Source organism: Flavobacterium sp. MMLR14_040, assembly GCF_033657265.1.
In the GTDB taxonomy this organism is placed as follows: domain Bacteria; phylum Bacteroidota; class Bacteroidia; order Flavobacteriales; family Flavobacteriaceae; genus Flavobacterium.
Map to the genome: position 1 here is coordinate 101211 of NZ_JAWVWO010000005.1, position 22591 is coordinate 123801.

Consider the following 22591-nt stretch of genomic DNA (forward strand, 5'->3'; position numbering starts at 1 on the left):
AAAAACCACTGTTTAATTCTAATTGCTAAAAAAAATAGTATTAAAATTATAGATATGATTAAAATTACATACACTTTTTGTTATTGTCACAAATCGTTTTAGTACGTGTATAATGTAAGAATGATTTTGTGTAATTTAGGTGTATAAATCTAAAAACTAAATAGTTATGTCTTTAAAAAAGCAATTTATCAAAACAAAACCGGTTTGCAAGGTTACATTTTCCGTAGAAGCAAAAGATGCAAGTTCGGCTGCTGTAGTTGGAGATTTTAATAATTGGAATGCCGAGGAAGGAACTTTAAGCAAGTTAAAAAACGGGACTTTTAAAGCTACTTATGACTTAGTGAAAGATGCAATTTACGAGTTTAAATACGTAATCGATGGAAGTTATGTTAACGATCCTGAAGCAGATTCATACAAATGGAATGATTTTGCAGGAAGTGAAAATAGTGTTTTGGTAGTATAAAAAAATCCGCTTAAAATTTTAAGCGGATTTTTTTATTTATACAGCAACACTTCCTTTTATACCCGCATGCGGTTCATAATCAACAAGTGTAAAATCATCATAATCAAAATCAAAAATGTTTTTAATCGCAGGATTTAAAATCATTTTTGGTAATGGTTTTGGTTCTCGTGTTAATTGTAATTCAAGTTGTTCAAAGTGATTGTTGTAAATGTGCGCGTCTCCAAAAGTGTGAATAAACTCGCCATATTCTAAATCGCAAACCTGAGCAATCATCATCGTTAATAATGCATAAGAAGCAATATTAAACGGAACTCCTAAAAATATATCAGCACTACGTTGATATAACTGACAAGATAATTTTCCTTTTGTTTCACCTTTTTCAAGATCAGGACTTGTTACATAAAACTGAAAAAAAGCATGACAAGGAGGTAAAGCGGCTTTGTTATTGGCTACATTGTCTTCAAATGATTTTTTTGTATCCGGTAAAACAGATGGATTCCATGCAGAAACCAACATTCTTCGGCTGTTTGGATTTGTTTTTAGTTCTGTAATCAATTCAGAGATCTGATCAATTTCTTCGCTATTCCAATTGCGCCATTGATGACCATAAACAGGTCCCAAATCTCCATTAGAATCTGCCCAGGCATCCCAGATTTTTACTCCGTTTTCCTGAAGGTATTTAATATTAGTATCACCTTTTAAAAACCAAAGCAGTTCGTAAATGATAGATTTTAAGTGCAATTTTTTGGTCGTAACCATTGGGAAACCTTCACTTAAATCAAAACGCATTTGGTAACCGAAAATGCTTTTTGTTCCGGTTCCTGTTCGGTCTCCTTTTTGGTTACCGTTTTCTAAAACATGTTTTACTAAATCTAAGTATTGCTTCATAGTTCGTTTAATCGTTTAATTGTTTAATCGTTGGTTTGTTTACCCGATTTAACGAATAAACGGTTAAACGATTAACCATTAAAATTTATCTTTTCGAGATTTCGTCTCTAATTTTTGCTGCTTTTTCATAATCTTCCTGAGAAACTGCCTGATCTAAAAGTTCATTTAATTCCTGTAAACTATGCTTGGCATAAACATCACCGGATTGATTTGTTTCTTCCTCATGACCGAAAGTTTCCGGATTCGAAAGTACATCATCTATTTCCTGAGAACCCTGATCTGTTTCTGCAGTATTCGATTTTAAATAAATACCTGCTTTGTCTAAGATATTTTTGTAAGTAAAAATCGGAGCATTGAAGCGTAATGCCAAAGCAATGGCATCAGATGTTCTGGCATCGATGATTTCTTCTATTTTATCTCTTTCGCAAATTAAGCTTGAATAAAAAACGCCATCAACCAGTTTATGAATGATTACTTGTTTTACGACAATGTCAAATCTTTCTGCAAAGTTTTTGAACAAATCATGTGTTAACGGGCGAGGAGGTTTTATCTCTTTTTCTAAGGCAATAGCGATCGATTGGGCTTCAAAAGCTCCAATTACAATGGGTAATTTTCTTTCACCGTCAACTTCATTCAAAATTAAGGCATAAGCGCCATTTTGAGTTTGACTGTATGAAATTCCTTTTATGGACAATTTTACTAGACTCATATATATGGGTAAAAAAGGGCACTTAATGCCTCATTTTAATACTTTTTTTGATTGGAAAATAAAGGTGCAATTTTAATCAAAAAATATGGAACAAAAAAGCTACCTAAAACAAAGATACGATTATCTTGTTTTTAGGCAGCTATATTTTTAGAGAGAATTTTAAATTAAGAATGCTGTGCTTTAAAAGCTTTTAGTTTCTCTGTTAGCTTAGGAACAATTTCAAAAGCATCTCCAACAATACCATAATCTGCTACCTTAAAGAAAGGTGCTTCCGGATCGCTGTTGATTACAACTTTTACTTTTGATGAGTTGATACCCGCAATATGCTGAATAGCTCCCGAAATTCCTATTGCAATATATAAATTTGTTGCAACCGGTTTTCCTGTTTGCCCAACGTGTTCGCTGTGAGGTCTCCATCCTAAATCAGAAACTGGTTTAGAACAAGCAGTTGCAGCACCTAAAACAGCAGCAAGATCTTCAACTAATCCCCAGTTTTCAGGACCCTTCAATCCACGTCCGCCAGAAACTACGATATCAGCATCAGCAATAGATACTTTTCCAGATACTTTTTCAACAGACTCTACTTTTACTCCAAAGTCATTGTCGCCAATAGTTGGGTTAAAATCTTCTTCGGTTGCAGATCCTGCACTTTCGAAAATTCCGTAAGAGTTTTTAGCAAGGCCAAGAACTTTTACATCTGTAGAAATTTCAGTAATGTTGAAAGCTTTATTTGAGAAAGCATTTCTTTTTACTTGAAAAGGAGAAGTACTTACCGGCAATCCAACAACATTTGAAGCGAAACCTGCATTTAAAGAAACGGCAACTAATGATGAAAGATAAATACTGTCTGTAGTCGAAGAAAGTAAAACAACTTTTGTTCCTTCTTTTTCGGCAGCTTGTTTAATAACATCGGCATAAGCCTTAGCTGTAAATCCTGCTAATTTATCGTTTGTAACTTTTAGAACTTTATCAACTCCGTATTTTGATAATTCGCTTACATCACTAATGTTTACAGTTAAAGCGGTAACGGTTGTTCCTAAAGTTTCTGCTACTTTTTTGGCGTAAGAAGCTAATTCAAAAGCAACTTTTTTAAATTTTCCTTCTGCAGATTCTGCATATATTAATATTGACATGATAATTTTAGATTTTAGATTTTAGATTTCAGATTTTTAAAACCTGAAACTAAAATGATTATTATTTTAAATTACGTTTAAGTTGGTTTTAGATTTCATATTGCAATTCAGCAATCTAAAATCTAAACTCTACAATCTTAAATAACTTTAGCCTCGTTGTGTAATAAATTAACTAACTCATCTAAATTATCAGGAGAAATTAATTTTACTGCTGATTTTGGAGCTGGTTTTTCAAATTTCACCGCTTTTGTATTTACAGGAGCGTCAACTGGCTCAAGAATTGTTAAAGCTTTAGTTCTTGCTGTCATGATTCCTCTCATGTTCGGAATACGAAGATCTTTTTCTTCAACAAGACCTTTTTGACCACCAATAATTAATGGTAAAGTAGTGCTTACAGTTTCTTTACCACCATCGATTTCACGAACTGCTTTTACATTATTTCCATCAACAGTTAAAGAAGTACAAGAGTTTAAAAAGTTTGAACCTAAAATTCCTGCAATCATTCCCGGAACCATTCCGCCATTGTAATCTAAAGATTCTTTTCCTGCAATTACAAGATCATAACCTCCATTTTTAATTACTTCTGCCAGTTGTTTTGCAACAAAAAAACCATCAGTTGGATTTGCGTTTACACGGATAGCTTCGTTTGCACCAATTGCCAGAGCTTTACGCAAAGTTGGTTCAGTATCAGGGCCTCCAACATTCACTACAGTAACGTTAGCGCCTTGTTGTTCCTGAAACCAAATAGCACGCGTTAGACCAAACTCGTCATTAGGATTAATTACATATTGTACACCATTGGTATCAAATTCTGAGTCACCATTGGAGAAGTTAATTTTTGAAGTAGTATCAGGCACATGGCTGATGCAAACTAATATTTTCATAAGTATATATTTTGAATTTATAATATGCTTTTACAAATTTAGAATTTAATTTGGAATAATTATACTATGCACGCATAATATTTTTAAAAACTATTACGATTTCGGAGATTCCGAATTTTTTAAGCTTTTCTTTAATAAAAAAAAGCATTTTTCTTTATGGAGAAGGTTGAGATTGTTAGTTTATATTTTTAATCACTTGTTTTTGAAGCGTAATTTTGATAATTTTCTATGTTTAAAGAAATAAATCTGAATTTCTTTTTAAAATGATTTAAAGGTATAAATGGGCTATTATATCGATTTCGTAAATATCACAATAAAGTTTAAAAAGTTAAAACCTAAATATAGAAAGAACTTCGAGTGATTTTAAATTCAATTTATGCTTTTAAGTTATTTAAAATATTTATTTTTGCTCTTCAGAAAATTCAACATACAATATAAATATGAGAACAATACAATTTAGAGAGGCCATTTGTGAAGCGATGAGCGAAGAAATGCGTCACGATGAATCCATATATTTAATGGGCGAAGAAGTTGCAGAATATAACGGAGCATACAAAGCTTCAAAAGGAATGCTTGCTGAGTTTGGCGAAAAAAGAGTAATCGATACTCCAATTGCTGAGCTTGGTTTTACAGGAATTGCAGTAGGATCAGCTATGAACGGTTGTCGTCCTATTGTTGAATATATGACTTTCAACTTCTGTTTAGTAGGTATTGATCAAATTATAAATAACGCTGCTAAAATGCGTCAAATGACAGGGGGACAATTCAATGTGCCTATCGTTTTCCGCGGGCCAACTGCTTCTGCAGGTCAATTAGGAGCAACACACTCTCAGGCTTTAGAAAACTGGTTTGCAAATACTCCAGGTTTAAAAGTAGTTGTACCATCAACTCCTTATGATGCAAAAGGACTTTTAAAATCTGCAATTCGTGATAATGATCCTGTAATTTTTATGGAATCTGAGCAAATGTATGGTGATAAAGGTGAAGTGCCAGACGGAGAATACACAATTCCATTAGGAGTTGCTGATATTAAACGTGAAGGAAAAGATGTAACTATCGTTTCTTTCGGAAAAATCATTAAAGAAGCTTTTATCGCTGCTGATGAATTAGCTAAAGAAGGTATTTCATGCGAAATTATCGACTTAAGAACAGTTCGTCCAATGGATAAAGATGCAATTCTTAAATCTGTTAAAAAGACAAATCGTTTAGTAATTTTAGAAGAAGCCTGGCCATTTGCAAGTATTTCATCTGAAATCACATACATCGTTCAAGAACAAGCTTTTGACTTCCTTGATGCGCCAATTCAACGTATTACAACTGCAGATACTCCTGCACCTTATTCTCCAGTATTATTAAAAGACTGGTTGCCAAATGCTGGTGATGTAGTAAAAGCAGTTAAAAAAGTATTATACAAATAATACAAATTTAAAATACTCACAAAACTTCATCATTCATAGTTAATTGATGAAGTTTTTTTTTGCCCAGACAATGAAAAGAATAATTTTACTTAGTCTATTTTTGGTATTCGCATTTGCGGCTATTGCTACTGCACAAACGAAAGTGAGTGGAATTGTTTTGGATAAATCAAATCAGCCTATTCCATTTGCAAATGTGGTTTTTAAAGGATCAAACACAGGAATAGTTTCTAATGAAGATGGGCGTTTTTATCTTGAATCACCAAATACTTATAAAGCTTTATTGGTTACATCTGCAGGATTTTCAGATAAAGAAGTTCCGTTAGATAAAGCTGTAAATTATGATTTTAAAATTGTTTTAGGGGAAGCCGAGGCACTTAATGAAGTTGTAATTTTTACCGGGAAAACCTCTAAAAAGAACAATCCGGCATTAGATATTTTGAGGAAAATCTGGGAAAGAAAACGTAAAAACGGTTTGTACCAATTCAATCAATATCAAATGCAAAAGTATGAGAAGGTTGAGTTTGATATGAACACAATCGACAGTGCTTTTATGAAAAACAAACTCTTTAAAGGAATGGAGTTTGTGTTTGATCATGTTGATACATCTGATGTTACAGGGAAAACTTATTTACCAATTTTTATCAACGAATCGGTTTACGATGTTTATGGAGATAATAAATTAAAGAAAGTAAAAGAGAATATAAACGGAAATAAAATGTCTGGTTTTAATGGAAATCAGCAGATTTTGTCTTTCGTAAAAGACCTTTATTCCGATTATAATATTTACGATAATCACCTTAAATTTTTTGATAAAAGTTTTACAAGTCCACTTTCAAGAACCGGAATTGATGTTTACAATTATGTTTTGAAAGACAGTGCTTTTATTGATAAAAAATGGTGTTATAATATCGTTTTTTATCCAAGACGTAAAAACGAATTAACCTTTAAAGGAGATTTTTGGGTAAATGACACCACTTTTGCGATCAAGAAAATTAATATGGGTGTTACCAAAAGCGCCAATATTAACTGGGTAAAGGATATTTATATAGAACAGGAGTTTGAAGTAGAAAACGATTCAACTTTTTTACTGACCAGAGATTATATGATGTCTGATTTTGCTTTAAATAAAAAAGAAAAATCAAAAGGAGTTTATGGAAAACGTACGACATTATACCGAAATCATAAATTCAACATTCCAAAACCGGAAAAATTTTACAAAGAAGAAGTCAATTTTATAGACAATGCTGTTTATGACAGGCCACCTGAATTCTGGGAAGAAAATCGTTTCGAAAAATTAAATAAAGATGAAGCCGGAATTTATAAAATGCTTGACACGCTGCAAACCGTCAAGAGATTTAAGCAATTATATAGTCTTGTTTCGATTTTAGGAAGTGGCTATATCGAGTTTAAAAACTTTGATTTCGGACCTATATTCTCTACGTTTGGCTACAACGAAGTCGAAGGTTTACGATTAAGAGTAGGAGGCCGAACGTATTTTGGACCCAATGATCCATGGCGTATACAAGCCTATACAGCTTATGGTTTTGATGATAGTAAATTCAAATACGGAGTTTCGGGGAAATGGATGGTAGATAAACAAAAAAGAGTCATTATTTCTGGAGGAAACAGGCGTGATATTGAACAAATTGGAGCCAGTTTAACTACAACAAATGATATTTTAGGCCGAAGTTTTGCTTCTTCAGCCTTGTTTACAACTGGAAGCAACGGAAAATTAACCAATATTAATTTGAGTAATATTTCGGTTGAAATGGAACCAATGAAAAACTTTGTTGTTCAGGCGGGACTTTCCTATCGTACTTTAGAATCAGCTTCACCAACTTTTAGTTTAAATTATTATAGTACATTGCCCACTGCGGAAAATCCGGCAGGTGTTGTGCAAAGTGCCGTAACACAATCTGAAGCTAATATTCAGTTCGAATTTATGCCAAACCGTAAAACAATTGGTTTTGGAGTAGAACGAGATCTTGTAGATAGCCCTTTTAGTCATTTCTTTGTAAACTTTAGTTATGGTTTAAAAGGAGTATTAAACAGTGATTTTGCTTACGAAAAAATACAAGTATTTTACAAGCAGCCAATTATTATCGGGCCTTTAGGAAGATCAAATATTATTTTGGAAACAGGAAAAACTTTCGGAACAATTCCGCTGGGATTAATGAGTGTAATTCCGGGAAACCAGACTTATTTTACTATCGAAAATACGTTTAGTAATTTAAATTTCTACGAATTCATAACAGATCAGTACACAACTCTGCAATGGAATCATGATTTTGGAGGAAGATTATTTGCCAGAGTTCCCTTTATGAGAAAACTGAATTGGAGAGAATTTGTTGGTGTAAAAGCAGTTCATGGAACTATTTCTGCCGAAAATAGAGCAATAAATGCTTCAGACCAGCCTTACAATGCCCCAGAAAATGTTTATTGGGAATATAACGCCGGAATTGGAAATATCTTTAAAGTTTTTAGAATCGATTTCTCCTGGAGAGGAAGTTATCTAAACGCTCCGGATGCTAATAAATTTGCTGTAAAAGGATCTTTTGGATTCTATTTCTAATAAAGTTAATGCCACAAAGACGCCAAGCCGCTAAGTTTTATTCTTGCAGTTTGGCGTTTTTTATCATTTTATTTAAAAATGTAGTTCAATTATTTGGCGCAGATTTTACAGATTTAAGCAGATTTTTTTGTTTGATTAAAATTAAAATCTGCGCTTATCGGCTTAAATCTGTAAAATCTGCGTGCAAAAAACTTCGCGACTTAGCGCCTTTGCGAGATTCTTTTTTAATTTTGAATAGATTTTAAAAGCAAAGCCATGCAAGAAGCCATTGATTTTCTATCAACTAAAAATCCAATCTTTCAGGAAATTATAGAAAAGTACGGATTACCGCCCATTCCAAAACGCCCGCAAGGTTTTGAAACTTTGGTATTGCTTATTCTTGAACAACAGGTGTCTATAGATTCGGCGAAAGCCACATTTTTAAAAATCAAGGGGCATACAACCTGCAACCCGGAAACAATGTCCATTCTGTCAGATGAAGAATTTAGAAGTCTTGGTGTAAGTCGTCAGAAAACAAAATACATTAAAATTCTGGCTGATGCAGTTTTAAACAAAGAACTCAATATTGAAAGTTTGGCTACAAAATCGGCACAGCAAGTCCGGGAAGAATTAATTAAATTAAAGGGAATTGGAAATTGGACTATCGATATTTATCTGATGTTTTGTTTACAAGAGCCAGATTTGATTCCGTTAGGCGATATTGCAGTCGTAAATACAATCAAAGAATTACTCGATATTCATGATAAACAAGAAATGGAAATTCATGCCGAACAATGGAAGCCCTATCGATCTTATGCAACATATTTGTTATGGCATTATTACCTAAATAAGCGAAATAGAAAAATTACATATTAACTGTCTGTTATTTAAAAGAAAAGTAGGCAGATTAATGCAGTTTTTTATTGTAAAAAAGGATTGTTTAGTTACTTTTGCAATCGCAATTATAGAAATAATAAAAAACGAAAATGACCGCAGACAAACTAACAACTTTCGATGTATTAATCGAAATACCAAGAGGAAGCAGAAATAAATATGAGTACGATTTTGAAATCAAAAGAATGCGTTTCGACAGAATGTTATTCTCTTCAATGATGTACCCTGCAGATTACGGATTTATTCCTGAAACTTTAGCTCTTGATGGAGATCCTCTTGATGTATTGGTTTTAGTAAACGAACCAACTTTTCCAGGATGTGTTATGGAAGTAAAACCAATTGGTGTTTTCCACATGGCTGATGATAAAGGACCTGATGAAAAAATTATTTGTGTACCGGTTTCAGATCCAATCTGGAATTCTTTAAATGACCTTTCAGACATGAACCCACACTTAGTAAAAGAAATCGAGCATTTCTTTCAGGTGTACAAAGATCTTGAAAACAAAAAAGTAGATGTAGAAGGTTGGGGAGACGTAAACGAAGCTTTTGCAATTATTGCTGAGTGTACTAAACGTTTTAATGATATCGAAAACAAACCAGAGGGATTATTTAGTATTAAATAATTTTTACCCTATTCTATTATAAAAAAAGCAATACTCCGTCAGGAGTATTGCTTTTTTGTTTAAATTCGTTTAGTTAGATTGTTGATTATTAACCAAAACCATTACTATATTATGAATGCATTTATGATTTACTTGCCAATTGTTATGGCAATTATTGGATTACTTTTCATGGGAATAAAAAGGACTTGGGTTTTAAAACAAGATGCGGGCGACGGAAAGATGAAAGAGATTTCAGATCACATTTACGAAGGCGCCCTCGCATTTTTAAAAGCAGAATATCGATTACTAACCTTTTTTGTAATTGCTGCAAGTTTAGTTTTAGCCGGAATTTCTTTTATTGTTCCTACCACACATATATTAATAGTAGTAGCGTTTATTTTTGGCGCATTTTTCTCGGCTCTGGCCGGAAATATGGGAATGAAAATAGCAACTAAAACAAATGTTAGAACAACACAAGCTGCTCGTACGAGTTTACCGCAAGCTCTAAAAGTTTCATTTGGAGGCGGAACTGTAATGGGACTAGGCGTTGCAGGTTTGGCAGTTTTAGGATTAACAGGTTTTTTTATTATTTTCTTTCAGATATTCATGCATGGAGTTTGGACTTCATCTCAAGATATGACTAAAGTTTTGGAGACTTTAGCAGGATTTTCACTTGGAGCCGAATCTATCGCTTTGTTTGCCAGAGTGGGTGGTGGAATTTACACTAAAGCTGCCGACGTTGGTGCTGATTTAGTAGGTAAAGTAGAAGCCGGAATTCCTGAAGATGACCCTCGTAATCCTGCAACAATTGCAGATAACGTAGGTGATAATGTGGGAGACGTCGCTGGTATGGGGGCCGATTTGTTCGGATCGTATGTGGCAACTGTTTTGGCTGCAATGGTTTTAGGAAACTATGTGATCAAAGACATGGGTGGAAATATCCAGGATGTCTTTGGCGGAATTGGCCCAATTTTGCTTCCAATGGCAATTGCAGGTTTTGGAATTTTATTCTCGATTGTTGGAACTACTTTAGTGAAAATCACAGATGACAATGCTAAAGAAGCACAAGTTCAAAAAGCATTAAATATTGGGAACTGGGTATCAATTGTTTTAACGGCAATTGCCTGTTTCTTTTTAGTAAAATACATGCTTCCTGAAGTAATGACAATGGAATTTTTTGGTGAAGGATCTCAACAAATTTCATCATTACGTGTTTTTTACGCCACATTGGTAGGATTAATTGTTGGTGGTGCTATTTCATCAGTAACAGAATATTATACAGGACTAGGCACAAAACCAGTTATGGCCATTGTGCAAAAATCTTCGACAGGAGCAGGAACAAACGTTATTGCAGGTTTAGCAACAGGAATGATCTCTACTTTTCCGACCGTACTATTATTTGCTGCAGCAATCTGGATCTCATATGCTTTAGCAGGATTTTACGGAGTTGCTTTGGCAGCTTCGGCAATGATGGCAACAACTGCTATGCAATTGGCAATTGATGCTTTTGGGCCAATATCTGACAACGCCGGAGGAATTGCTGAAATGAGTGAATTACCAAAAGAAGTCCGCACAAGAACCGATATTTTAGATTCAGTAGGAAACACAACCGCAGCAACCGGAAAAGGTTTTGCAATTGCTTCTGCAGCTTTAACTTCATTGGCTTTGTTTGCGGCATATGTAACCTTTACAGGAATTGACGGAATTAATATATTTAAAGCGCCAGTTCTGGCAATGTTATTTGTTGGTGGAATGATTCCTGTAGTTTTCTCGGCTTTGGCTATGAATTCTGTTGGAAAAGCTGCAATGGATATGGTTTACGAAGTACGTCGTCAGTTTAAGGAAATTCCGGGTATTATGGAAGGAACCGGAAAACCGGAATACGGAAAATGTGTTGAGATTTCGACAAAAGCCGCTTTACGCGAAATGATGTTACCGGGAATCTTGACAATAGGTTTTCCAATTGCAATTGTGTTATTAGGGAAATTAGTTTATGCAGATAACAATCAATTGATTGCTGAAATGTTAGGAGGATATATGGCCGGTGTTACAGTTTCAGGAGTGCTATGGGCAGTTTTCCAAAACAATGCAGGAGGAGCCTGGGACAACGCTAAAAAATCTTTTGAAGCCGGAGTTTTAATTAATGGCGAAATGACTTATAAAGGTTCTGATGCACACAAAGCAGCAGTAACCGGAGATACAGTTGGAGATCCGTTTAAAGATACTTCCGGACCTTCAATGAACATCTTAATTAAATTAACTTGTTTGATCGGTTTGGTAATTGCTCCAATTTTAGGAGAAGGACATTCAACTTCAGGAATTGCAGAAAAAGGTGCTTGCTGTAAAATGGAAATGCATGCAGGAACTGCTTCTAAATGTGGAAATTTAGCAATGCTGACCAAAGAAGAATGTGTTAAAATGTGTAAAGAAAAAGGATGTTCTGCAGAAGAAACGGCAAAATGTCTGGCGCATTACGATGCAAACGGAAAATATGCACATCAAAAAACAGATTGTTTTGATACAACTAAATACAGCAAAAACAGAGTTGAGGTAAATTTATCTACAACCAATGGTATAACAGTTGGAACCGTAACCAAAACCGAAAACGGTACAACAACAACAGAAGTTTTTGAAGGTACAGAAGCTGACGTAAAAGCGAAAATAGAAGCTGTAAAATAGAAGACAACTTGATAGCTTTGTCAAAATTTAAAACTTTGACAAAGCTTTATTTAACTAAAGCATATTCCTTAATTAAAGTTGAGGCAGGAATATTAAGTTTTTCATTTAAAACCCTAATTTGTGTAATTGTTAAAGCTCTTTTTCGTTTAAAAATTTCCGATACTCTAGAGCGGCTATTTAATATTATACCTAAATCAGCATCAGTAAGTCCATTTTGTTCCATCATAAATTTAATAGCTTCAATTGGGTCTGGTTCTGGAATTGGATAATGTATTTTTTCGTATTTTTCTATAAGAGTTACCAAAATGTCTAATTCGTCAGCCTCATCTGTATTAGGCCTAGCATCAAAAAGAGTATTTACTCTCTCTAAAGTTAAATCATAATCTTGTTCTGTTTTAATTGGTCTTATATCCATTTTACAAGTTTTTAATATCTTTTAAATCGTCATATTCATTGTGGGTTCCAACAAATAGAATATAGACAATTTGTGTTTCATAATTAATTTTCACAATTAAACGATAATGGTTTCCACAAATATTAAAAACCACTTTGTTATTCCCTATAAAATCTGCAGAACCAAATAAAGATTTTATTGAATTAGAATTATCAAAATTGTTTTTATCAAAAACCTGATACCAAGATAATAATTGTTGTTTTGCATTTGGAAATCTTTCCCAAAAATTCTGCAAGGTTCTTTTGGCTATTATTCTCATAATTAACTATGGCAAATATACTGAATTTTCCCAAAACGGGAAATTTTTTTTAAACGAAATAAAAGTAAGAAATTAATTATAAATAAAATTGTCTTTTAAAATTTTAGAAACAAAAAATGCCTCTAAAATTTTTAGAGGCATTTTTTCTATTATTGTAAATCCGTGAAATTCGTGTTTTTTCTAAAACAACCCATTCAATTCAGCATCAATTCTGTTAATGATGTTTCCTAAATCTTCGGGATTATCAACGAAATTGATATTATCAACATCAATAATCAATAATTTTCCTTTGGTATAAGTCTGAACCCAGGCTTCGTATCTTTCGTTCAAACGGCTTAAATAATCGATAGAAATTGAATTCTCGTATTCGCGTCCGCGTTTGTGAATTTGTCCTACTAAGTTTGGAATAGAGCTTCTCAAATAAATCAATAAATCAGGGGCTTTTACCAATGATTCCATCAATTCAAAAAGTGAAGTGTAATTTTCGAAATCGCGGCTTGTCATCAATCCCATTGAATATAAATTGGGAGCAAAAATATAAGCATCTTCATAAATGGTTCTGTCCTGAATGATTTTCTTTCCGCTTTCGCGAATTTGCTGCACCTGACGAAATCTGCTGTTTAAGAAATAAATCTGCAAATTAAACGACCAACGCTCCATTTGATGGTAAAAATCATCCAAATACGGATTATCAACAACATCTTCGTAATGTGGTTCCCATTTAAAATGTTTGGCTAATAATTTAGTCAAAGTAGTTTTTCCAGCGCCTATGTTTCCTGCTATTGCTATGTGCATTACGGTGTTACGATTTTATAATTGGTAATTTCTTTAGTTGTAAAAATAGATAAAATTTGGTCTTTGTAGCAGAATTTATCAAAGGTTTTTTCTAAAACTTCGATTTCAGAAACGGTATTCGAATTTGTATCAGAAATGTCTTTAAAATACAACAAATTAGCACTGCTAAAAATGTATTGATGATTGTTTATAATTTCAAAATCATCAAAATCGTATACTTTCCCTAAGGCGGTTGTTTTTCCGAAAATATCACACGAAAACCAATTATTCTTTTTATCAATCCAGTAAAAAGTATTAAAATCGGTTTGATAATATTTAATGGTTTCTGTTAATGGCGTAGAAACTGTTTTGTATTCATTTTTTAAATAATCAAAAAGACCAATTTGCTGGTTTAAAGTATTAAAAACCCATAATTGATTTTGGGTAGACATGCCAATCGCCGGAACAACAATGGGAATATTATTTTGAGAAAAATTAATTTCAGTCATTTTATTCAATTGATTGTCAAGTAAAATAACAGTATTAAAATCTTCGTAGAATAAAACAATTTTCAGAGGATTCAGAATGTCTACTTTAGTAATATTTCCAAGAGAAACGTTTTTGTATTCAAAAACCTCATTTCCTTTTACTTTACTGAAAACATTGTTTTTTATCTGATAGGAAAATCCAAAAGAATCATAACCAATAAATTCATCTGCATCTAATTTAAAATGAGCGATTGAAGTGACGTTTAGTTTTTGGTTTTGCGCAAAAACAGAGACAGTGCAGCCGATAAATAATAAAAATAAAATACGAACTGTTTTGCCCATAAGATTAAGATTTCAGAAGCGCCAAATTACAAAAAACTACCCGATGAATTGCCTAAATAAGACATATTTGCCTGAATTTAAGTTTTAATATTTCTAAAACGTAATAGTCTAAATAATAGGCGGTTTTGTCTATATCTTACAGCAATTGATATATTTAACTTTCAGTATTTTAAAATTAATAATACATTTGAATGTAAGTTTTATCGGATTTACTCAATTTTAAACAAAACGAAATGAAAAAAGTAATTATATATATGTCTTTTATCCTTGTATTTACTCAAATGCAGGCGCAAAAAGATTTTCAGGGAATGGCTGTTTATGAGTCAAAAACGCAGGCACCAAAATTTGAAGGCATGCGAGGTGGTAATCGGGATATTACGCCAGAGATGCAAAAGAACATGGAAGAGCGAATGAAAAAAATGCTGGAGAAAACGTTTATTCTGAATTTTGATAAATCGGCTTCTATTTATAAAGAAGAAGAAAAACTGGACACGCCCGGACAACAAGGCGGCGGAATGAGAGTGATGATGAATTCGTTTATGGGTGGCGGAGGAACTTTTTACAAGGATGTCAAAACGAAATCGTATACGGTTGATAAAGAATTTATGGGAAAAGAATTTCTCGTTGTCGATTCTCTGCCAAAATTAAACTGGAAATTAGAACAGGAAACCAAGCAAATTGGAGGTTACAATTGTTATAAAGCAACAGCTGTAAAAGAGGCAAGTAAAACTGATTTTAGAAATTTCAGACCTAAAAACAACGACGATAAAAAAACCGAAGAAAAAAAGGATGAAGCCAAAAAAACTTCGGGTGAAACCAAAACGAACTTCGAGGACAATTTTGAAATGCCAAAAGAAATTATTGTAACGGCTTGGTATACGCCGGAAATTCCCGTGAATCAAGGACCCGAAAACTATTGGGGTTTGCCAGGTTTGATTTTGGAAATAAACGACGGAAGAACAACGATTTTATGCTCGAAAATTGTTTTGAATGCCAAAGAAAAAGCAGAAATAAAACCATCTAAAAAAGGAAAAGTAGTTTCACAAAAAGAATACGATGAAACTGTAATTAAAAAGATGGAAGAATTTAGGGAAATGAATCGTGGGCGTGCCGGCGGACCACCGCCAATGATGGGAAGATAAAGCTTCAAACTTCTAAATTTCAAATTCCAAAAAACTTAAAATGAACAAAATACTTTGTTTCGTAGCTTTTTTATTGACTTCTGTTTCCTTTTCTCAAAGTCTTCGTTTTGATGGTTTCATTCAGGACGGACAAAAAAATCCGTTGGAAATGGCCAATATTATGGCTGTAAATACTGCTACAAAAGCAATGGATTCGTACGGAATTACAAATGATAAAGGAAGATTTCAACTGACCTTAAAACCCAATACCTCTTATTCGATAAAAGTGAGTTATCTCGGAATGAAATCGAAAGAAATTACTATTTCGACTAAAACCGAAAACATTGCTCAAAATATTGTTATGGATGATGTCGGAATTGAATTGGAAGGTGTAGAAATTGTGCGCGAAATGCCGGTTTCTATAAGTGGCGATACCATTGTTTACAATGCTGATTCTTTTAAATCCGGAACAGAAAAGAAACTGGAAGATGTCTTGAAAAAACTTCCCGGAGTTGAGGTAAATGCTGATGGAGAAATTGAAGTGGAAGGAAAAAAAGTAAGCAAATTAATGGTTGAAGGCAAAGATTTTTTTGACGGAGATACTAAACTTGGCGTTAAAAATATTCCTGCAGATGCAATTGATAAAATTCAGGTTTTGCGAAATTATAATGAAGTTAGTGCTTTAAAAGGTTTAGAAAACGATCAGGATAATGTGGCAATGAACATTAAACTGAAAGAAGGCAAAAAGAATTTTTGGTTTGGTGATGTTACTGCAGGAATTGGAGTTGGAGAACTCGATAGCCGCTATATTATTAATCCAAAACTATTTTATTATAGTCCGAAATACAGCATCAATTTAATCACCAATTTCAACAATATTGGCGAACTACCGCTTACGGCGCAGGATTATTTTAAGTTTACGGGCGGTTTTAAAAACATGATGAAAAAGGGCGGAAGCAATTTTAATATTTCTTCGAATGATATTGGAATTTCGCTTTTGAGAAACAATCGCGCCAAGGAAATTGAAACGAAATTTGGAGCGACAAATTTTGCTTATTCCGTTACGAAATCATGGAATATTAGCGGTTTTGGAATTCTTTCGACTTCAAAAACAGATTTGGAAACCAAGTCGCAAACTACCATTTTAGATTCTGGTGATCAGCAAAAACGAGATGAATTAACCCATCAAAAAAACAATTTGGGTCTTTTTAAACTGAGTTCGACTTATAAGCCAAATGATAAATTTCAGTTTGATTACGACATCTTAACAAAATTATCAAAACAAAATGAAGATACAGATTTACTGCGTGAATCTGTTGTTCAGAATATTTCGGATACTGAAAATATTTTAACAAATAAAAAGCAGGATCCAACATCGGTAAATCAAAATTTGAGTTTGTATTATACGCAAAGCACTAAAAATATTTTTGCGTTTGAAATGCAGCATTTGTATCAGGATGAAAACCCATTTTATAATGCCAATTTAAGAACACAGCCTTTTGATTTGGCAGGTTATGTTTCCGGACAAGACAGAAACGATTTAAATCAGGATCGTTTTGTGAAAACCAATAAAATCGATGCAAAACTGGATTACTATTATATGGTAACGCCAAAAAGCAACATCAATATTACTTTTGGGAATACCTATTCACATCAAAATTTTAATTCCCACATGTTTCAGATTTTGGATAACGGTGATAAAAATGACCTGAATACTTCGGAAAATAATAATCAGGTCAATTATAATTTTGATGACGTATTTTTAGGATTTCATTATAAAATATTGACAGGAAAATTTACATTAACGCCCGGATTTAGTGTGCATTCGTATGCAATGAAAAACACTCAGCTAGGAACTGATTATTCGCAAAATTTCACAAAAGTATTGCCTGATTTTTTTGCCCTTTATCAAATTAAAAAAGCAGAAACGCTAACTTATAATTTCTCTTTGTCAAACGATTTTACAGATGTTAATCAATTGGCTTCGGGTTATGTTTTATCTGATTACAGTAGTTTGTTTAGAGGAAATCGTTTTCTGGAAAATGCTACTTCGCAGGTGCATACACTAAGATATTTCAAGTATAATATGTTTAATTTCGAGAACATTTTTGCGAATGCAACCTATACCAAAAAAGTAGATGCAATAAAAACGGCAGCAGAATTTACAGGAATTAATCAGTCATCTGTACCGTATAATTCAAATTTGGCCGATGAAACTTTTTCCGGAATGGGAAATTACGGAAGATCATTCTTAAAAAATTATAAAGCTTCGGTAAATGCAAGTTTCAATTGGTCGAAGTTTAATAATATTCAAAACAATCAATTGGCAACAACAGAAAGTTTTGTACAGAGTTATACTGTAAAAGCTTCAACAAATTATAAAAACTTACCTAATATTGAATTTGGATATAATGCTTTAATCAATAAATACAGTGGTTCAACATTTTATACTGATAAGCCTTTTGCAAGATTGGATTATTATTTTCTGAATAGTTTTTCGTTTGTTTCAGAATATGAATTTTACCATTATTACAATGGCAATAAAACAGTCGATAACGAATATGATTTTCTGAGCGCCAGTTTAATTTATCAAAAAAAAGACAGTAAATGGGAGTATAAAATTTCTGCTACAAACCTTCTAAACACAACCTATTTAAATGATGACAGTTTCTCTCAGTTTTCAACCAGGGTTTCTCAATATACCGTGCAGCCGCGCTATATTATTTTTTCGATGAAATATAATTTATAGTATCTATTAAGTATCTATTTTTGGATTTAAGACAATTGATTTCGATAATAATCAAATATCTTTACGTTTAATATTAACAAGCCAAAATTTATATTATGCGCAATTATATATGGAGTTTCTTATTGTTTTTTTGTGTAGTGTTTGCTTCTTTCTCTCAAACAAAAACAATAGAAAAAGGAACTTATATTTCTACAAATAAGGGTCAGAAAATCAAATTAAACTTATTAGACAATAACAAATACGAATTGGTTTTTTACTCTGGTGACTACAAGATTAAAGGCGATTCTTTGGTATTTATTCAAAATAAAAAGGGCGAAAATTCTTTTAACCTTACTTATAAGAATGATAATAAGGCCCAAAAAATTAAAATTAAGTTTATAGATCCTTCTTTCTATTCATTTTATATAGGAACTCAAAAAGGGTCTGAAGCTGTTCAATATGAAAGACTTTCAGATATTAAAACCAAGCTCGATCCCGAATGGACTACTACCGACACTGAGTTTGAAATTGATCGTACCGATTACTTGTATTTAGTATTTGAAGAATATGAGGCAAAGAGTACGATTTCAAAATTTGCTTTGCCAAAAGATGTTTCAGAAATTACGATTAGATATGAACTTGATGAAGTAAATGATCTAAATCTTGCCGGTTTTTATGATAAAAAAACAAATGAATTGCAGATTTCAGAACATGCAGGAAAAAATCCTATTACATTTATAAATTCAAAAGATGCGAAGCCTGACGCAGTATCAAATATTAAACCAATTGAGAACCAAAGCGTCTTACAATGGACATATCCGGGAAAAGAAGCCTTAGTAAAGGAGGATTTTGCAACAGATGTACAAGTAGATACTACAGCAACTGTTGTAGAGGCCTATCAAAAGCCAAAATTTGATTTTAAAATTAAAATCGAAAATAATTTAAAGAAAGCAATTGAGGTAACAAAAAATGCCAAAAGTAAATTTTTGGTAATTGCTATAGATAAAAATCCTTCTGCGAAAGCCGACTTTGAAAATTTTATAAAAGATCAGGAATCTCAGGTAGGATATTATATGTATGACTCTTATAATCCTCAATATGATGCTTTTAATTATTATTTAGCTACAGCCAATGATAAAAAATGGCTAAAAGCAAATAAAATTTCTAATGATACGGGTATTGTGGTTTTAAACGCTAATGGTGATATTCTTGCTACCGCAAAATCTAGTTTATCAGATAAAAAGTCAGAGTTTAATTATTATGAAAATTTTTATAAAAGTCTGCAAATAACAGATGCATTTTTTGCTTTCAAAAATGTGCAGAAAAACAAGAAAGTAACAGATGCTGATTTGGTTACTGCTTTTTATAAGGCTGCAGCGACGGAATTGCCTTATGATTATCACTACGAAGCAGATTCAGCTTATGTAGATGAAGTTACTTATTTTAAGTACACCAAAATTGGTTTAGATAAAAAAGAGATTTCCCAAATTTGGAAAAAATTGATTGAAGCACACCAAAAAGATGCAAAACCGAATAGATATTTAGCAGAAACTATATTGTATGAAATTAAAAATCAAGGTTTTTATAAACATCTATTTAATGAAGACAGAGTGTTAAATGACACTGATTTCCTGGCAATTGATTATTTACTAAAACATTATGATGCAATACAAGGAATGAATTCGGCAAACGAACAAGGAGAAGCAATTGCTATGTATATGGGAACTTTAAGTTCTGAAATTTCATCTTCATTACAGCAAAACATTTATATCTCGCAGGATGGTGTTGAAGGAAGTGTGAATAAAAATAAAATAGGGGTATTATATAAAAAACTAATTAATTACGGAAAAAGCAATTATGATTCGTACAAGAACTATTTTACTTTTTTAACCTCACAAGGTGAGAACAGTAATAATGATGTAGAACTAATAAGAGAATTTAGCACTTATTTCGATAAGTATTTATCTGCCGAAAAAGGAAACGTAATTCAGCGATTAGATGATTTGTATGCTACAATTGATACTGAATTTGAGTACAGTTATGGAGGTTGGAATGCTTTTAAAGAATATCATTCTAATCTTGCTAATTCTGTTGCATGGCAGATAACATTAAAACCTGAAAATGCAAGTTATATAAAAGATGCTATTATTTGGTCTGAATATAGTTTGATTGTTACTAAAAACAACCCATATTACTTAGACACGTTGGCTCAGCTTTATTATAAAGATGGACAAAAAGATAAGGCAATCACAACTCAAAAATTGGCCGTTAAGTTTTTAACTTCTGAAATTGACGAACAAACTGCCGTTGAAATTCGCGAGACATTAAATAAAATGGAAAACGGAACTTATTAGAATTTTAAAATTTACATAAAAAAGAACCCGACAAGATTTATTTTGTCGGGTTTTGTTTTTTATTTTTTAATACCAACCATTACTTTTATCTGGTAGTTTTCTAAGATCTTTTTGTTGTTTTCGATCTTACCATTTGCGCTAATATACGTTAGCAAAATGTTGTATTTTGAGGTTTCTACCTTTTGATTAATTTTTACGGCCGAATTATCGCTATTATTTCTACTCTTAAAGTTGGAATTTGAATTGACAAAATCATCTATTTTTAATGGAATAATATCCTCATTGATTTTTAAATTACGATCGTATTTTTTTTGTTCTGAAAATAGGGAATAAGCCATATTGTCAATAGTGATACAATCTTTACAATCAAAAGAGATGCTGTTGTAGATTGTGAAACTAAAATCATATCCATGAATATTTTCAATGGCATTATCATTTCTTTCATAAAAATAATAGCTAAAAGAATCGTTTACATCGTCTTTTCTATCATATTCAGAACGATATTCAAAACCTAAACTTTCCATAATTTGATGTGAACCCGGATCTTTGTCTTTTTTATAAAGGGCGTCTAATTTTTTGTCAGCGTACGGCAACAGAACTTCAAAACCATAATTCCTATCCAAAAAATAAACAATGCTGCTCAATTCCTGTTCTTCTTCAAAAGTCAGTTTTGTTTTTTTATCCTTTTGCATGTAATTTTCAAAACGTGATAACTGACTGTATTTTGAAACAGAATTGGCACTTTGCGGACCCACAATCGAAAACAATCCGGCGATACACATACTTATAGGAATGAATTTTATTTTTGGATGTTTTTGAATTAAAAAATAAGCCACAACAACGGCAAGCCAAATTGATAACAATAAAACATAATAACGTTCGTGTGTAAATCCGTAAAGATTAATTCGGTATAAAATAGCCCAGAATAATAATGCCAATAGCGGAATTAATAAAAAGTAAAACCAGCGATTATAAGTTCGCATCCAAAGATTTCCGCTTTCATTTGCAATGGGGTGAACGAGTAAAAACGAAAGAATTCCGGTAATGGCAAATGCCAAAACAAGGTAAGAAACCCAACCTACAGGTAATGAAAGCGTAATAAGAATTTTGGCTTCATAACAAATTAAAATTACCAGATAAAGCGTTATCAGAGGCAATAAAACATATTGCGTGAAATTTTTAAGTCCTTTAGGATAATTTAATTGAAGCGGAATTTCATCAGAATCAATCTCGGGAACTCCGCTTAAAAAGAAAATCGTATTGAATATTCCCGCAATGACAAGAAATATATAAAGGTAAATATTATCGTAAAAATCAAATTTAAATAGTTTTTCGACCGCTAAAATAGCCAAAGCCAAACCACAATAAAGCACAACGCTATACAATCCCGAAGTTAGAATTCTGAGGAAAAGCTGTTTGTTAAATTCCCAAAATTCATCCTGATTGTACTTTTTTGGTAAAAATCCGGCAAAGGAAACCAAAAGGTGCAAAGCAATATTGAGAACAAAAAACTGCTGAAATTCTGTTTCGGTTATGTCATCTTTAAAACTAAAAACAAAAGCGACAATTAACAATCCAAGTATTATGCTGCTAATAAAGCGCAGGATTTTATTTTTGTTCGAACTAAGAAAAAATAAACTAACAGAAAGAAAAAGAACCAAACATAATGAAGAACTCATTATGGCTTTTTGGTAAAACTCTCTATTGGGATTATTGTAATCTATTTCGTTAAGAATGATGGCAAAAATAGTTCCGGAAATAGCGGCAATTATTTCCAGAGGAAATCTAAGAATTGTTTTTTGTATTGCGTTAAATACGTTTTGTAACGAAGGAAGTCTGCTCATTTTTGG

18 protein-coding genes are annotated in these 22591 nt (G+C 32.6%); 9 read left to right on the forward strand and 9 right to left on the reverse strand.

Going from position 1 to position 22591, the window contains the following annotated elements; genetic code table 11:
* Positions 1-166: 166 nt before the first annotated feature.
* The gene (locus SD960_RS09005) at positions 167-463 is read left to right on the forward strand and encodes an isoamylase early set domain-containing protein (RefSeq protein WP_042566124.1); all 297 of its coding nucleotides are present in this window, start codon (positions 167-169) and stop codon (positions 461-463) included.
* Positions 464-499: 36 nt separating this feature from the next.
* On the opposite strand, the gene SD960_RS09010 is transcribed toward SD960_RS09005, so the two are convergent.
* The 4 genes from SD960_RS09010 to SD960_RS09025 all read right to left on the reverse strand — a co-directional run bounded on the left by SD960_RS09010 (position 500) and on the right by SD960_RS09025 (position 4077).
* Complete coding sequence (locus tag SD960_RS09010; RefSeq protein ID WP_318802357.1) at positions 500-1351, reverse strand: thymidylate synthase; 852 nt, start codon at positions 1349-1351, stop codon at positions 500-502.
* An 85-nt stretch (positions 1352-1436) separates the two neighbouring features.
* On the reverse strand, positions 1437-2060 hold the full coding sequence (locus SD960_RS09015; RefSeq protein WP_059114911.1) for a bifunctional nuclease family protein: 624 nt from the start codon (positions 2058-2060) through the stop codon (positions 1437-1439).
* Between the two features lie 164 nt (positions 2061-2224).
* On the reverse strand, positions 2225-3193 hold the full coding sequence (locus SD960_RS09020; RefSeq protein WP_318802358.1) for an electron transfer flavoprotein subunit alpha/FixB family protein: 969 nt from the start codon (positions 3191-3193) through the stop codon (positions 2225-2227).
* 137 nt (positions 3194-3330) lie between these two features.
* The gene (locus SD960_RS09025) at positions 3331-4077 is read right to left on the reverse strand and encodes an electron transfer flavoprotein subunit beta/FixA family protein (protein ID WP_318802359.1); all 747 of its coding nucleotides are present in this window, start codon (positions 4075-4077) and stop codon (positions 3331-3333) included.
* A 440-nt stretch (positions 4078-4517) separates the two neighbouring features.
* Here SD960_RS09025 and SD960_RS09030 point away from each other — a divergent pair, with 440 nt between their 5' ends.
* The 5 genes from SD960_RS09030 to SD960_RS09050 all read left to right on the forward strand — a co-directional run bounded on the left by SD960_RS09030 (position 4518) and on the right by SD960_RS09050 (position 12221).
* A complete protein-coding gene (locus SD960_RS09030) occupies positions 4518-5495 on the forward strand; it encodes a pyruvate dehydrogenase complex E1 component subunit beta (RefSeq protein WP_042566137.1) in 978 nt (325 codons plus the stop codon).
* A gap of 70 nt (positions 5496-5565) precedes the next feature.
* Complete coding sequence (locus SD960_RS09035) at positions 5566-8067, forward strand: DUF5686 and carboxypeptidase-like regulatory domain-containing protein (protein WP_318802360.1); 2502 nt, start codon at positions 5566-5568, stop codon at positions 8065-8067.
* 255 nt (positions 8068-8322) lie between these two features.
* Positions 8323-8922 (forward strand): DNA-3-methyladenine glycosylase 2 family protein, encoded by a 600-nt coding sequence (locus tag SD960_RS09040; protein ID WP_318802361.1) that lies wholly within the window; start codon positions 8323-8325, stop codon positions 8920-8922.
* A 110-nt stretch (positions 8923-9032) separates the two neighbouring features.
* Positions 9033-9563 carry an inorganic diphosphatase gene (locus SD960_RS09045; protein ID WP_042566140.1) on the forward strand — a complete coding sequence of 177 codons (531 nt, stop codon included), beginning with the start codon at positions 9033-9035 and terminating at the stop codon, positions 9561-9563.
* Positions 9564-9674: 111 nt separating this feature from the next.
* The gene (locus tag SD960_RS09050) at positions 9675-12221 is read left to right on the forward strand and encodes a sodium-translocating pyrophosphatase (RefSeq protein ID WP_318802362.1); all 2547 of its coding nucleotides are present in this window, start codon (positions 9675-9677) and stop codon (positions 12219-12221) included.
* Between the two features lie 46 nt (positions 12222-12267).
* Here the strand turns inward: SD960_RS09050 and SD960_RS09055 are convergent, their stop codons facing one another.
* From SD960_RS09055 to SD960_RS09070, 4 genes are all read right to left on the reverse strand, one after another.
* Complete coding sequence (locus tag SD960_RS09055; protein ID WP_318802364.1) at positions 12268-12636, reverse strand: DNA-binding protein; 369 nt, start codon at positions 12634-12636, stop codon at positions 12268-12270.
* 1 nt (position 12637) lies between these two features.
* Entirely contained in the window at positions 12638-12934 is a 297-nt protein-coding gene (locus SD960_RS09060) for a type II toxin-antitoxin system HigB family toxin (protein ID WP_042566143.1), read from the reverse strand.
* A 180-nt stretch (positions 12935-13114) separates the two neighbouring features.
* Positions 13115-13729, reverse strand: coding sequence for a deoxynucleoside kinase (locus tag SD960_RS09065; protein WP_026983862.1), 615 nt, complete (start codon positions 13727-13729; stop codon positions 13115-13117).
* Positions 13729-14538: a hypothetical protein gene (locus SD960_RS09070; protein ID WP_318802366.1), complete on the reverse strand. Its 810-nt coding sequence runs from the start codon at positions 14536-14538 to the stop codon at positions 13729-13731. Before SD960_RS09070 ends, SD960_RS09065 begins: the two co-directional genes overlap by 1 nt.
* Positions 14539-14771: 233 nt before the next feature.
* Here SD960_RS09070 and SD960_RS09075 point away from each other — a divergent pair, with 233 nt between their 5' ends.
* From SD960_RS09075 to SD960_RS09085, 3 genes are all read left to right on the forward strand, one after another.
* On the forward strand, positions 14772-15680 hold the full coding sequence (locus SD960_RS09075; RefSeq protein ID WP_318802367.1) for a GLPGLI family protein: 909 nt from the start codon (positions 14772-14774) through the stop codon (positions 15678-15680).
* Positions 15681-15720: 40 nt separating this feature from the next.
* A complete protein-coding gene (locus tag SD960_RS09080; RefSeq protein ID WP_318802368.1) occupies positions 15721-18408 on the forward strand; it encodes a carboxypeptidase-like regulatory domain-containing protein in 2688 nt (895 codons plus the stop codon).
* A 95-nt stretch (positions 18409-18503) separates the two neighbouring features.
* Positions 18504-20741 (forward strand): hypothetical protein, encoded by a 2238-nt coding sequence (locus tag SD960_RS09085; protein WP_318802369.1) that lies wholly within the window; start codon positions 18504-18506, stop codon positions 20739-20741.
* A gap of 59 nt (positions 20742-20800) precedes the next feature.
* Here the strand turns inward: SD960_RS09085 and SD960_RS09090 are convergent, their stop codons facing one another.
* A complete protein-coding gene (locus SD960_RS09090) occupies positions 20801-22585 on the reverse strand; it encodes a DUF4153 domain-containing protein (RefSeq protein ID WP_318802370.1) in 1785 nt (594 codons plus the stop codon).
* Between the last annotated feature and the right edge of the window lie 6 nt (positions 22586-22591).